This window comes from Hypnocyclicus thermotrophus (genome assembly GCF_004365575.1).
GTDB classification, from domain to species: domain Bacteria; phylum Fusobacteriota; class Fusobacteriia; order Fusobacteriales; family Fusobacteriaceae; genus Hypnocyclicus; species Hypnocyclicus thermotrophus.
In genome coordinates this window covers 195119-209428 of sequence record NZ_SOBG01000005.1, presented here as the reverse complement: position 1 = coordinate 209428, position 14310 = coordinate 195119, and the positions used below count along the sequence as shown (strand labels likewise).

Annotated in this window: 11 protein-coding genes; all 11 read right to left on the bottom strand. The window is 27.4% G+C overall.

Annotation, left to right across the window (positions count from 1 at the left end):
* Positions 1-83, bottom strand: an 83-nt coding sequence (locus EV215_RS10625) for a GTP-binding protein (RefSeq protein ID WP_243832406.1), incomplete at its 3' end; no start/stop codon positions are given.
* 29 nt (positions 84-112) lie between these two features.
* Positions 113-2191 (bottom strand): elongation factor G, encoded by a 2079-nt coding sequence (gene fusA, locus EV215_RS07110; RefSeq protein ID WP_134113301.1) that lies wholly within the window; start codon positions 2189-2191, stop codon positions 113-115.
* A 36-nt stretch (positions 2192-2227) separates the two neighbouring features.
* A complete protein-coding gene (rpsG, locus tag EV215_RS07105) occupies positions 2228-2698 on the bottom strand; it encodes a 30S ribosomal protein S7 (protein ID WP_134113300.1) in 471 nt (156 codons plus the stop codon).
* A gap of 20 nt (positions 2699-2718) precedes the next feature.
* The gene (gene rpsL / locus EV215_RS07100) at positions 2719-3087 is read right to left on the bottom strand and encodes a 30S ribosomal protein S12 (RefSeq protein WP_134113299.1); all 369 of its coding nucleotides are present in this window, start codon (positions 3085-3087) and stop codon (positions 2719-2721) included.
* Positions 3088-3282: 195 nt separating this feature from the next.
* Positions 3283-4590, bottom strand: coding sequence for a phosphopyruvate hydratase (gene eno, locus EV215_RS07095; RefSeq protein ID WP_134113298.1), 1308 nt, complete (start codon positions 4588-4590; stop codon positions 3283-3285).
* A 129-nt stretch (positions 4591-4719) separates the two neighbouring features.
* A complete protein-coding gene (locus EV215_RS07090; protein ID WP_134113297.1) occupies positions 4720-6450 on the bottom strand; it encodes a peptidylprolyl isomerase in 1731 nt (576 codons plus the stop codon).
* Positions 6451-6520: 70 nt separating this feature from the next.
* Entirely contained in the window at positions 6521-7924 is a 1404-nt protein-coding gene (locus tag EV215_RS07085; protein ID WP_134113296.1) for a PLP-dependent aminotransferase family protein, read from the bottom strand.
* Positions 7925-7946: 22 nt separating this feature from the next.
* Positions 7947-9353 carry a sigma-54-dependent transcriptional regulator gene (locus EV215_RS07080; RefSeq protein WP_134113295.1) on the bottom strand — a complete coding sequence of 469 codons (1407 nt, stop codon included), beginning with the start codon at positions 9351-9353 and terminating at the stop codon, positions 7947-7949.
* A 189-nt stretch (positions 9354-9542) separates the two neighbouring features.
* Positions 9543-9839, bottom strand: coding sequence for a PG0541 family transporter-associated protein (locus tag EV215_RS07075; protein ID WP_134113294.1), 297 nt, complete (start codon positions 9837-9839; stop codon positions 9543-9545).
* Positions 9840-9852: 13 nt separating this feature from the next.
* The gene (locus EV215_RS07070; RefSeq protein ID WP_134113293.1) at positions 9853-12906 is read right to left on the bottom strand and encodes an efflux RND transporter permease subunit; all 3054 of its coding nucleotides are present in this window, start codon (positions 12904-12906) and stop codon (positions 9853-9855) included.
* Complete coding sequence (locus tag EV215_RS07065; protein WP_134113292.1) at positions 12906-14309, bottom strand: efflux RND transporter periplasmic adaptor subunit; 1404 nt, start codon at positions 14307-14309, stop codon at positions 12906-12908. The genes EV215_RS07070 and EV215_RS07065 overlap by 1 nt, the downstream gene beginning before the upstream one ends.
* Position 14310 lies beyond the last annotated feature (1 nt).

Sequence of the window (14310 nt, the reverse complement as noted above, 5' to 3'; positions counted from 1 at the left end):
GTTGTTGTTTTACCATGGTCAACGTGTCCTATTGTTCCAACGTTTACATGTGGTTTACTTCTTTCAAATTTTTCTTTAGCCATTTTTTGCCTCCTATTCTTTATTTATAAAATTATTTCATTCTTTCTTCGATTATTGCTTTTGCAACATTTGTAGGTACTTGAGCATATTCACTAAATTCCATAGCGTAAGTTGCTCTTCCTTGAGATTTTGATCTTAAATCAGTTGCATATCCAAACATTTCTGATAAAGGTACTTTTGCATTGATTATTTTAGCACCATTTCTATCAGTCATACCTTGAACCATACCTCTTCTTGAGTTAAGATCTCCTATAATATCTCCCATATATTCTTCTGGAGTAGTTACTTCTACTTTGAATACTGGTTCTAATAATACAGGTGTAGCTTTTTTAGCTCCATCTTTAATTGCCATAGATCCCGCTATTTTAAATGCCATTTCCGATGAATCAACTTCATGGTATGATCCGTCAAATAAAGTAACTTTAACATCAACCATAGGATATCCTGCTAAAACTCCACCTTCTAAAGCTTCTCGCATTCCTTTATCTACAGCTGGAATATATTCTCTAGGGATAACTCCTCCTGTAATTTTATTGATAAATTCATATCCTTTTCCTGGATTAGGTTCAATAGTGATTTTAACATGTCCGTATTGTCCTCTACCACCAGATTGTTTAGCGTATTTAACTTCTGCATCAGTTGTAGAAGTAATAGTTTCTCTATAAGCAACTTGAGGTTTTCCTACGTTAGATTCAACTTTAAATTCTCTTTTCATTCTATCAACAATGATTTCTAAGTGTAATTCACCCATTCCTGATATGATAGTTTGTCCAGTTTCTTCATCTGTTTTTACTCTAAATGTAGGATCTTCTTCTGATAGTTTTTGTAATGCAATTCCCATTTTTTCTTGGTCAGCTTTTGTTTTTGGTTCAACAGCTACTGATATAACTGGTTCAGGGAATTCCATTTTTTCTAGTATAATAGGATTATCTAAAGCACATAAAGTATCTCCTGTTACTGTAGATTTTAATCCAACTGCTGCTGCTATATCACCACAGTATACTACATCTTTTTCTTCTCTTTTATTTGCATGCATTTGAAGAATTCTTCCCATTCTTTCTTTTACATTTTTAGTAGAATTTAACACATAAGAACCTTTTTCTAAAACTCCTGAGTAAACTCTAAAAAATGCAAGTTTTCCAACAAACGGGTCAGTCATTATTTTAAATGCTAACGCTGAAAAACTTTCATCATCTGAAGGTTCTCTTGATAATTCTTTTTCAGGATCTTTCATATCAGTACCTTTTACAGCTCCGATATCAATTGGTGAAGGCATAAATTCAACTACAGCATCAAGTAAAGGTTGAACTCCTTTATTTTTAAAAGCTGTCCCACAAGTAACTGGTACAATTTCATTCGAAATAGTAGCTTTTCTTATTGCTGCTTTTAATTCTTCTTTAGTTATCTCTTCCCCACCAAAATATTTTTCCATTAATTCATCACTTGTCTCAACTACAGACTCAATCATAGCTTCTCTAGCTTCTTCAGCCTTAGCTTTTAATTCTTCTCTAATATCTGCTATATCATAATTAGCACCCATTTCATCTGTAGTCCATAACAATTCTTTCATTTCAATAAGATCTACTACACCTTCAAAATAGTCTTCTTTACCAATTGGTATTTGAATAGCTACTGGATTTCCACCTAATTTTTCTCTGATATCATTTACACACATATCAAAGTCAGCACCTACTCTATCCATTTTGTTAAAGAAAGCCATTCTTGGCACTTGATATTTATCAGCTTGTCTCCAAACTGTTTCAGATTGTGGTTGAACCCCGTCAACTGCTGAAAATACAGCAACTGATCCATCTAATACTCTAAGAGATCTTTCAACTTCAACTGTAAAATCCACGTGTCCTGGTGTGTCTATTATGTTTATTCTATGATTTTTCCAAAAACATGTAGTTGCAGCAGATGTAATTGTGATTCCTCTTTCTTGTTCTTGTTCCATCCAGTCCATTTCAGCAGCACCTTCATGAACTTCTCCTATTTTATGTGTAACTCCTGTATAAAAAAGTATTCTTTCTGTTGTTGTTGTTTTCCCGGCATCTATATGCGCCATTATACCGATGTTTCTTGTTTTTTCTAAAGAAACTTGTCTAGCCATTTGAAGCTTAACCTCCTTAATCTGTTATTATAAGGCTTACCATTTATAGTGTGCAAACGCTCTGTTAGCTTCAGCCATTTTATAAGTGTCTTCTTTTTTCTTAACTGATCCACCTTCATTATTTGCAGCAGCTATTAATTCAGCCGTTAATCTATCCATCATACCATATTCTTTTCTAGCTCTTACATTAGTAACTAACCATCTAATTGCTAATGCTTGTTGTCTTTCTGGTCTTACTTCTACTGGTACTTGGTATGTAGCTCCACCAATTCTTCTAGATCTTACTTCTACTTGTGGTTTTACATTTTCCATAGCTTGTTTAAATACTTCATATCCATTTTGTCCAGTTTTTTCCTCTATTTTATCCATTGCAGTATAAAATATTTTTTCTGCGATTGATTTTTTTCCATCTAACATAATGTAATTTATAAATTTAGTAACAACTATATCACCGTATCTTGAATCAGGTAATACATCTCTTTTTACCGCACTTCTTCTTCTTGACATTTAAATTATTTCACCTCCGATTATCCTTTTTTAGCTCCGTACTTAGATCTACCTTGTTTTCTATTAGCAACACCTGCAGTATCTAATGCACCTCTTATTATTTTATATCTTACCCCTGGTAAATCTTTTGTTCTTCCCCCTCTTACAAGTACGATTGAATGTTCTTGTAAGTTATGTCCGATCCCAGGAATATAAGCAGTAACTTCTATTCCGTTTGTTAATCTAACCCTCGCAACTTTTCTTAGCGCTGAGTTAGGTTTTTTAGGAGTAGTTGTATAAACTCTTACACAAACTCCTCTTTTTTGTGGATTTTCTTGTAACGCAGGAGAGATTTTCTTTTTCTCTAAGTCTCTTCTACCTTTTCTAACTAACTGATTTATAGTAGGCATTAAACCTCGCTACCTCCTTTCAAATTTTTAATTTTATAGACTAACTTTAACATTATACTTTTTTGTTCTCAAAAAGTCAAGCCTAATTTTTTTATATTTTCAAGCATTATAATGCTATCATTTTTTCTAATTTTCGTCAAGAAAAAAGAGCTAGTTTAATTTTAAGCTAGCTCTTAATTATGTATTAATTTTAAATTATTTATTTAAATTGTAGAATACTCCCATTCCTTTGTATTCTGCAGCATCTCCTAATTCTTCTTCAATTCTTAATAATTGATTGTATTTAGCCATTCTATCAGATCTTGAAGCAGAACCAGTTTTGATTTGCCCAGCATTTGTTGCTACAGCAACGTCAGCTATTGTATCATCAGCAGTTTCTCCAGATCTATGAGAAACAACTGCTGTAAATCCAGCTTTTTTAGCCATTTCTATAGCTTCTAAAGTTTCTGTTAAAGTTCCTATTTGATTTAATTTAATTAAGATTGAGTTAGCAGATTTTTTCTCGATACCCATTGCTAAGTATTCTGTATTTGTTACGAATAAATCATCCCCAACAATTTGAATTTTATCTCCTAATTTTTCTCTCATTAAAGCAAACCCTGCCCAATCATTTTCATCTAATCCATCTTCAATTGAAGTTATTGGATATTTTTCTACTAATTGTGCATACCAATCTATCATTTCAGCTGTAGTTCTTTTTACTCCACCTTCTCTTTTGAAATGATAAGTTTTATTTCCATCTTCTCCACCTTCACAGAATTCAGACGCAGCAGCATCTAAAGCTAAAGTAATATCTTTTCCTGGCTCATATCCAGCAGCTTTAATAGCTTCTATTATTATATCTAAAGCATCTTCAGTTCCATTTAATTTAGCCGGAGCATATCCACCTTCATTTCCTACGTTAGTAGAATCTCCTTTTGCTTTTAATAATTTTCCTAAGTGATGGAATACTTCAGCACCCATTCTTAATCCTTCTCTGAAAGATTTAGCTCCTACTGGTTGTACCATAAATTCTTGTACATCAACTGCAGAATCAGCATGTGATCCTCCATTTAATATATTCATCATTGGTAAAGGTAATTCTTTTGCATTTGGTCCACCTAAATATTTAAATAAAGATAATCCTTTTGCTTTTGCAGCAGCTTTAGCTACAGCTAAAGAAACACCTAATATAGCGTTAGCTCCTAATTTAGATTTAGTTTTAGTTCCATCTAATTCTATCATTTTTCTATCAATAGCAACTTGATCAAGTGCATCCATTCCAATAATAGCTTCTTTAATTATAGTGTTTACATTATTTACAGCTGTTAAACAACCTTTTCCTAAGTATCTAGATTTATCTCCATCTCTTAATTCTACCGCTTCTCTTTCACCAGTAGATGCTCCAGATGGAACAGCAGCTCTTCCCATAGCCCCACATTCTAAAGTTACATCAACTTCAACTGTAGGATTTCCTCTTGAGTCTAATATTTCTCTGGCATGAATATTAACGATTTTTGTCATATACATTCCCTCCATTTTATTTGATTTATTAATAGCCAATTAATTTTAACATAAATAATACCTAAAGTCAAAATGATTTTAGTATATTTTTTAACAATCTCTATTGTTTTAATTATTTATTTTAAAGACTTATTTAGTTATCTCGATTAATGCTTTGTTAATCTTTTCGTTTAATATATCATATCTAACTCTATCTTTAGATTTTTCAAAATTTGCCTTTTCAAATTTTTGATATTTTGTTTTCTTAAATATAACTATAATATTATTTGTAAATAATTTAAGTTCTTTTAATTTAGATGATAAAATAGCATCTGATAATTCTTTATTAAAACCTATCCCTTCTATATAACCATCTCTTCTTATTTTTTTAAACTCAAAATTTTTAAGAACCGAATTAGCTTTTGCTGCTTCTTCAAAAGTTATTTCTTTATTTTTAATTTTTTCTAAAATTTCTTTTGCTTTTTTAATAACATTGTTTTTTGTGTCCTCACTAACGTTTTCTTTTATTAAAATATGTCTAGCTTTTACGCTTTCTTTTCCATTTTCTGTTTTTTTATCTTCAACATATATAATGTGATATCCAAATTGAGTTTTTATTATATTTTGATTAATTGTTCCTTTTTCAGTAGAAAAAGCTGCTTCTTCAAACTCTTTTATCATTCTACCTTTTGTAAACCATCCAAGGTCTCCACCATTTACAGCTGTAGGTCCTTCAGAATATTCTTTTGCTTTTTCTGCAAAATTTTCTGGTGTTAATTCTTTTAAAATATTTTTTGCTTTTTCAAGTGCCTTATTTGAATCTGCTTTACTAGGTTTTAATTCAAATTCTATTATTTGTGCTTCCGCTTCTTCTTTTGTTTCATATTTCGTACTATTTTTTTCAAAATATGTTTTTATTTCTTCATCAGATATTTTTATTTCTTTTCTTAATTTTGCTATATATTTTTCTCTTAAATCAACTATTTTATCTTCTGTTGTTAGTTCTTTATTTACTTCTACTCCTGCACTTATATATTTTTTAGCTGTTTCAATATCTTTTTCTATTGATTTTTTAGCTGTTTCTGCTGCTTTTTCTCCAGCACCATATAGTTTTTGAATTATAGTTCTATTTGCTATATCAATATTTGAAAATTCAAATCCATCTTTAGAAATCTCTATATTATAAAGATATTTTTGATAAATTTCCTTTACATCTTCATATTTAGAACTTTTTAAAAGTTTTGAAACATATGCTCTATATATTCTTCCTTTTTTATTATTTAATAATCTTTCTTTTATTTCATCTTTTACTTTTTCATAATCTTTATCTAAATAAAGCCCATATTTATTGTTTTCATAATATTTTTTTATTTCATCATCAGTCACTTTAGCTTGACTTTCTATTTTTTCTGTAACTTTTTCTACTAACAAAGAATTTTTGATATCATTTTTTAAAGAATCTTTTGTATATCCTTGCATTTTTAATGCATTATTAAATGTTTTTTCATCTGGAAAATTAGCTCTAACTTGATTATATTTTTCATTTATCTCTTTTGAAGATACTTTTATTTTCATATTTTTAGCTTCTTTTACTAAAAGTTCTTGTTCTATAAAATTATTAAATATAATAGTTTTTAATTCTTCCCCGTCAATGCTATTTCCATATACTTTTCTATAATTTTCTATTCCATTAGAAAATGCCCTCTCAATTTTTAAAGAATCTACATAACTTCCATTTAATTTAAGTGCCATTTTTTGAGCTTTTGCATTTTTATATGAATATATATAACTTACTACACCTCCTATTATTGTAATAATAAATGCTATTACAAATATCCATATAAATGGTTTCATCGTTTTTCTTAATTTTCTTATTGCCACCGTTTTTCCTCCCTATAAAATAATATTAAAATGCCTTAAATATTATAGCAACTTTATTCTTAATTTTCAATTAAATAGTATCCGTAAACACACTTTTAATTTTTTCTAAAAATTTAGTTTCATCTTTTCTAAATAAAAGTTGTAAATTAAATATCAAACTATTTTCATGAAGCCAACAAAATATAGCATTTTCACCTTTTTTTAATGCTTTTTCCACTTCTTTTGCATCTAGATTTTTAGGTGTTAAAATGATTAATTCTCTTTCAAATTTTTCATTTTTATTTCTATCATCTAAAGTTAAGTATTCTCCTTCAATTAAAGAAATTTCCACTTCATCGCCAAGCTCTTTTTCTAATTTGTTTATTATTCTTTGATTTTTTTTCTTTATTTCTTCTTCATTTAATAGTATTTTTTCAATAAAAATATTTTCTTTATTATTTTCATAATAAGCTTTTAATAGATGAAATAAAAATATTTTTGTTTCTTTATTTATAGATAAAACATCTAAAATAATATTGTCCTTGATTTCATTATATATTTCATCATTTTTTATAAATATAAATGCACATTTTGGAAACCCTGCAAATTTAGAAAAGTCTACTATATCAATAAAAAAATCATTTTCTAAGTATTCACTTAATTCAAACGAAAGTTCTTTTATCTCTTTTCTATTACTTTTTATATGGACTTTATCTGTTATATTTATAACTTTATTATTCATATTTTTAAATTCTTTATAAGATATATTGTTTTCAACTGGAATATAACTCATATCAACGTTTAATATATATCTATCTTCATAAAGTTTATTTAGATAATCTTTAGAACTTATATTATTTAGATATCCCACAAACTCAACATTTATTCCATTTTTTTCTAATATATCTATTGGTCCAATTTTATCAAAGTTAACTGCATCTTTAAAATTCATAAGTATTTCTTTATCTTTTAAAAAGCTATTTGATAAAGTATACAATGCACCCTCAATACTATTTACAATTAGAAAGTTACTAGGAAAACCTAATTTTTCTAATAATTTATTTATTTCTTCATCCAAAGAACTTGCTTCTTCAAGTTTTATATTATACTCTAAAGTATTATAATTACTTAACGTATCCGCTATATCTCTCATAACTTTTCTAGAATATAGTGTGTTCCCTATATATTTCGAATAAACTGTTCCTAAACAATTTATAACAGTTTTTTCCTCTTCTTGTTCTTCTTTTTTTTTATCTTGAAGTTGTTCTTTTAATTTTTCTATATAAAAGTCTAAAGAATAATCAAGATTTTTTATTTCATTCTCTTGCTTTGCTGTGGTAATTTCAAAATGTCTTTCATCTAATATTTTATCTAATTCTTCATCTATAATATTTTCTGAATAACTTTTGATAAGTGCTATAACTTCTGGAACTTCTTTTATATCCTCTTTACTTGGTAATTTATCTAAATAAGATTGAATTAATAAAAAATCCATTTTCTATCTCTCCTTAACTTCCTTATTCTCCCTTAGCTATACCTCTTCTATCCAAATCATATTTTCTTATTTTTTCATATAATGTAGTTCTTCCTATTCCTAGAAGTTTTGCTGTTTCTTGTTTATTCCATCTAGTTTTTTGTAATGCATTAGCTATAACTACTCTTTCTACTTCTGCTAAGTCATAGATATCTTTTTCTAATATATCTTTTAATGGTCCAATTCCTGTAATTGTTTTATTTTCTAAAGTATCTGACTTCATTTTTATTTCAAGAGGTAGATTTTCTACACCTATTACTTTATCATTTGATAAAATTACCATTCTTTCAATAATATTTTTTAACTCTCTAATATTTCCAGGATAAGAGTATTCTATTAAGTATTTCATTGCTTCTCCAGATATAACTACCATATCTTTATGTAGGTCAGATACTATTTTATTCAAGAAATAATTTGCTAATAAAGGTATATCCTCTTTTCTTTCTCTTAATGCTGGCACTTCTATAGGAAAAGCTGTTATTCTATGATATAAATCTTTTCTAAATGTTCCTCTTTTTACTGATTCTTCAAGATTTTCATTTGTAGCAGCTATAAATCTAACATCTACTTTTATAGTTCTGTTGCTTCCGACTCTTCTAAGTTCTCCATATTCTATAACTCTTAATAATTTTGCTTGTGTTTTTAAATCCATAGCACCTATTTGATCTAAAAATAATGTTCCTCCATCTGCTTCTTCGATAATTCCTTTTCTAGTCATATTAGCACCTGGATAAGCACCTTTTTCATATCCAAAAAGTTCTGATTCTATTAGTGTAGGTGCTATTGAAGCGCAATTAATAATTATAAAATTCTTTTTTCTTCTATATGATTTTTTATATATTTCTTTTGCGACAAGTTCTTTTCCTACTCCATTTTCACCTGTTATAAGCACTGTAAGGTCACTATCTGCTACTTTTTCAATTACTTGTTTTAGTTCTTTTATTTTAGAATTTTGCCCTATTATTTCTTCTGATTCTTCTGTATCTGAAAGTTTTTTCTCAAGCTCTCTTTTTTCTTTTAATAATTCCAAATTATTTAGTGCAGGTATTATTACTCTATTTACTTTTCTAAGTTCTATTGGTTTTATTACACAATGATAAATTTGAGCTTTTTTTAAATCTTCTAAAACTTCTTCTGTCTCTTCATTAATTAGTGCAATAATAATTATATCTTTTCCAATTCCTCTTAATTTTCTAACTGCTTCTGTAAAAGTAAACCATGATAGATTTTCATCCAATAATAAAATATCAAAGTCACTTTCTCTAAGCATATCAAGACCATCTAAAAAATTATTGAAAGTAATTACTTCATATTCATCTTTTAATTCTCCTCTTAAACTTTTTAGCGTATCTTTATTTTCTGAAATTGCTAAAATAGATTTTTTATTCATAATCGAATCCCTCCATAATAAAATTTTCATGTACAAAAAAAATACATGTAAACTTTTAATATATTTTATCACTCAAATTTCTATTTTGCAACATTTTTGTATTATTTTTTAATTTTTTTTGAAATATGTACGATAATATTCCACTCAAAAAAAAACACTTTAGCTAAAAAGCTAAAGTGTTTGATTATATTAGAATATTTCTTCTACTGGAGTAACTGTTACAAACATATCTACTCCTTCTATAAGCTTTTTTTTCATCTCTTTTAGTTTCTTTAATAATTGCTCTGCTTTTTCCTTTTCTAAAAGAAGAATAAAAATACTATCAGTTCCTGGCCAAATATGTGTTCCCATATGTCTTATATTTTTTGACCACATAGCTTGAACTTGTTCTAAATTAATGTATTTTTCTATTTTTTCTTCTTTAAAAATTTTTAATATTTCATTTCTAGCTGCATCAGAGTAAACTATTCTTATTTCTTTATACATTTAATCACTTCCTTTAATTTTTATATATAGAAGTTTCATATTTTAATTTATGTTTATTTTTAAATTTTATTCTAATACTTTCTTCTATCGAATATAAAACAGGTATTAATATTAATGTAAGCAAAGTGGCAAATAAAAGTCCAAATATTACAGCTATCGCCATACCTTGATAAAACTCTGTACCTTGACCTATACCTAAGGCTAATGGAAGCATTCCAAATATAGTAGTTGCTGTAGTCATTATAATAGGTCTAAGTCTTGTTCTTCCTGCTATTTTTATAGCTTCTATTAAAGGGTGGTTTCTAGCTCTAAGTACATTTATATAATCTATTAGTACTATAGCATTATTTACAACAATTCCTGCTAGCATAATTATTCCTACCATTACCATAATATTAAATTTAACTCTAGTAATAGCTAATCCTATTAAAACCCCTATAATTGATAACGGAAGTGAACCCATTATAATTATTGGCATTGTAAATGATTCAAATTGTGATGCAAGTATAAAATACATCAAGAAAATTGCAATTCCAAAACCGAATAATAAATCTTTCATTACATCTACAAATTGTTCTTGATCTCCACCAAAATCATATCTAATTCCTGCCGGAATATCTAGTTCTTTTATTACTTCTTTTATTTTTGCAGTAGCTGTTCTTAAATCAATATTATCTGTATTTGCTGAAATCGTAATTATTTTTGATTTATTTTCTTTTTCTATCTGAGCTGCACCTTCTTCAAGTTTAAAAGAAGCTATATCTTTTATTTTTATTTTTCCAAATCTAGTATTTAATTCTAAATCTAATATTTTTTCTATACTATTTCTATAATCTTCAGCTATTCTTACTTTTACATCAACATCTTTATTTGAAGTTTTTATTGTAAATGCATCTGTACCTTGTACTTGATATGATATTAAAAATGCTATATCAGATACTCTCAATCCATAATATTGTGCTTTATCTCTATCTATATCAAGTTTTAATTCAGGATTTCCACCTTCATAAGATGATTTTACATCAACTAATCCAGGTATTTTTTTTACTTTTTCTAAAACTATTTGACTAAATACAGAAAGTTTATCTAAGTCGTCACTATAAATTTTTAACTGTACTCCTCCATCGCTTCCGCCACCTGGCCCTCCACTTGAAGCAGATACTGTTATTTTTGCATCTGGAATATTAGCTAATTTGGGTCTTATTTGCGAAATAATATCATTTATCGTTTCTTTTCTTTCATTTTTTTCTAATGTTTTTATATTTATTGTAATATTTTCCTTACTTACAGCTGTTGAATAGTTCACTGTAAATTTATCAGCTTTAACTATTTTTTCCATTGATTTTGCTATCAAATCAGCTTTTTTTACATCAAGACCTTTAGATAATTTAGCTTTAACTAGATATTCACTTTGATCCATTTGAGGAAAAAATTCTGTTTTTATTGTTAAAGTCGCAAGTCCTATAGAACCAATAAACATAAGAAAGGCTATTAATACTGTTATTATTTTATGTTTTAATGCTCTATCTAATATTTTTACATATACTCTTTTAAGATTTACTAAAATTTTTCCTTCTTTTGTTATTGATTTTTTAGGGTCTAAAAATTTTGAAGCTGCCATAGGTACAAATGTTAAAGCAACTACTAAAGAAGAAATTAATGCAAATGTAATTGAAAATGACATATCATGAAATATCTCTTTTGCCATTCCTTCTCTCATTACTATCGGTAAAAACACTGCTACAGTTGTAGCTGTTGATGCTATTATAGGTACTGACATTTCACTAGCTCCATTTGCTGACGCTGTAAATTTATCTTCTTTTAACTCTGTAAGATGCCTATAAATATTATCAATAACAACAATAGAATTATCAACAAGCATTCCTACCCCAAGAGCTAGACCCATAAGCGATATTACATTTAATGTAATATTTTTAAGCGGTAATAATGCAAACGTAAATACAACTGATACTGGTATAGCTATTGCTACTACTAATGTAGCTCTTATATTTTTCAAAAATATTAAAAGTATAATTGAAGCAAGTATAATACCAACTATAGCATTATTTGATACCGTTCCTATTGATTGTTTTATCGGTATTGAAAAATCTGTAGCAAGAACAGTATTTATTCCAGGTGGTAAACTTTCTTTTAAGTTTTCCATTACTTTTTTAGCTTCTTCTGCTATGTTTACAGTATTTCCTTCTTTTACTTTGATTACTTCTATTCTTATAGATGGTTCTCCATTTTGTCTTGCAAAACTTTCAACATCTTCAGTTGATAATTTGATATTTGCTACATCACTTAACTTTACTAACTGTCCACCATTATTTGATACAACTATATTTTTTACTTGTTCTATAGTTTTTATTTCACCAATAACTTTTACTATAAACTCTTTATCACCTTCTTTTAAATTTCCTAAAGGAATATTAATATTTGAAGAAGATAAAATACTTTTTATTTGCATAATATCTAAAGAATATGCCGCTAATTTTTCAGGTTCTAATTCAACTAAAATTTCTTCTTTAAGTCCACCTTTTATTCTTATCTCTCCAACTCCTGATATTTTTTCCAATCTTGGTTTTATTATATTTTCAGCTAAACTATTTAATTCGACTAAATCTGAACCAAAAAGATTATATATTAATATTGGTTGAGCATTTATATCAAATTTGTCAATAAATGGCTCTCCTATATCACTAGGTAAATCTTTTTTTATATTATTTACTTTTGTTTGAATTTCTCTAATTTTTTCATCTGTATCTGTTCCATAATTAAATTGAACTACTACAGTTGATATATTTTGAGAACTATATCCATTTATATTTTTTATCCCATCAATCCCAGTAAGTGCATCTTCTACCTCACTTGTTATAAGTTTATCTATATCTTCAGGAGATGCTCCTATCCATGTTATATTAATTATAGATACTGGTATATCAAAATCTGGTAAAAGTTGAGAAGACATACCTAACATTCCTAAAACCCCTGCCCCAACCATAGTAATAATAAGCATTATAGTTGTTACAGATTTTTTTATAGCAAAATGTGATATTGATTTCATTAATTCACCTCTTTTACTAAATCGTTATCTTGTAATAAAAATTGTCCATCTACAACTATTTTATCTCCTACTTTTAATTTATCAGCTATAACTTCTTGATATTCATCATTACTTACACCTAATTCTACCTTTATAGCTTTAACTCTATCTCCCTCTAACTTATAAATATACTTATATAATCCTTTAATAACAATCGATTTTTTAGGTACAACTAATTTTTCTTTTGGATTTGTAAATAAACTAATTTTTCCATACATTCCTTTTTTTAACATATTTTTATTGTTATCTATAACTATTTTTACCGCAAATTTATTTGTAGATTTACTTGCTGCAGGATCTATAGAATCTATTTTTCCTTTAAATGTATTATTTAATTCTTCTATATTTACCTCTGCAAAACTATTTTTATCTAAATTTATAACTTCACTTACAGATAAATATACAACAGTTTCCATACTTGATTCATCTATAATAGTAAAAAATGGACCATTATCCGGTTTTGCTTTTTGATATTTTTTTAAATTTAACCCTGATACAACTCCACTAATTTTTGCTTTTATTGTTAAATCATCATAGGCTTTTTTAGCCATTTCGTATCTATATAGCGCTGAATCATATTGTGCTTTTACCCCATTAATTGTATATTTCCAAGATTCTTCATCTACATTTTTCTTTACAAGCTCATAATTTGCTTTTGCTTGTTCATACATCGCTTCTAAAATTTTTATATCTTCTTCATCAGCACCTTTTATCAGAAGTTCTAAGTTATTTTTCGCATTATCAAGTTGATTTTTTGATTGGTTATACATTGTTTCTAATTGAAGAAATGCAGATTCTGAAATTAATTTTTCATCATATAATTTTTTATTTTTTTCATAATTAAACTTCGCTTGTTCAAAAGCTGATTCTGCTGTTTTTAAATTATTTTTTGCTATTTCTATTTGTTCTACTTTTGCTCCTTTTTTTGCTTTTATTAAATTTTGTTCGGCACTAATCATTGCCGATTTTGCTTGCTCAAGTTGTGTTCTCACTTGAATTTCAGAAAATTTTATAACTTGTTCATAGTTTGATTTTGCTGCATTTAAATTTGCAAGAGCCATTTTATAATTATTTTCAATATTTATATCTTTTTGCTTTACTATAATATCACCTTTTTTTACAAAATCACCATTTTTATGATAAACTTTCTCTACTTCTGCTTCTGGTCCAGAATGAACTATTTCATATTTTGCATTTAATATTCCATTAGTTTTAATTTCTTTACTTAATTTTATTTTTTTTAAAGTACTCGTTTTAACAATTTTTGCTGTTTCTTTTGATACTTTTTGTACTCCTTTATTATTTGCTTTTCCACAAGATGCAAAAAGTATAATTGTTACTAATACTAAAATATATTTTTTCAAT

Coding starts and splice junctions, on each gene's coding strand:
- rpsG (WP_134113300.1), bottom strand. CDS start 2,698: ATGTCAAGAAGAAGAAGTGCGGTAAAAAGAGATGTATTACCTGATTCA.
- EV215_RS07070 (WP_134113293.1), bottom strand. CDS start 12,906: ATGAAATCAATATCACATTTTGCTATAAAAAAATCTGTAACAACTATA.
- EV215_RS07080 (WP_134113295.1), bottom strand. CDS start 9,353: ATGAATAAAAAATCTATTTTAGCAATTTCAGAAAATAAAGATACGCTA.
- EV215_RS07075 (WP_134113294.1), bottom strand. CDS start 9,839: ATGTATAAAGAAATAAGAATAGTTTACTCTGATGCAGCTAGAAATGAA.
- eno (WP_134113298.1), bottom strand. CDS start 4,590: ATGACAAAAATCGTTAATATTCATGCCAGAGAAATATTAGACTCAAGA.
- fusA (WP_134113301.1), bottom strand. CDS start 2,191: ATGGCTAGACAAGTTTCTTTAGAAAAAACAAGAAACATCGGTATAATG.
- rpsL (WP_134113299.1), bottom strand. CDS start 3,087: ATGCCTACTATAAATCAGTTAGTTAGAAAAGGTAGAAGAGACTTAGAG.
- EV215_RS07085 (WP_134113296.1), bottom strand. CDS start 7,924: ATGGATTTTTTATTAATTCAATCTTATTTAGATAAATTACCAAGTAAA.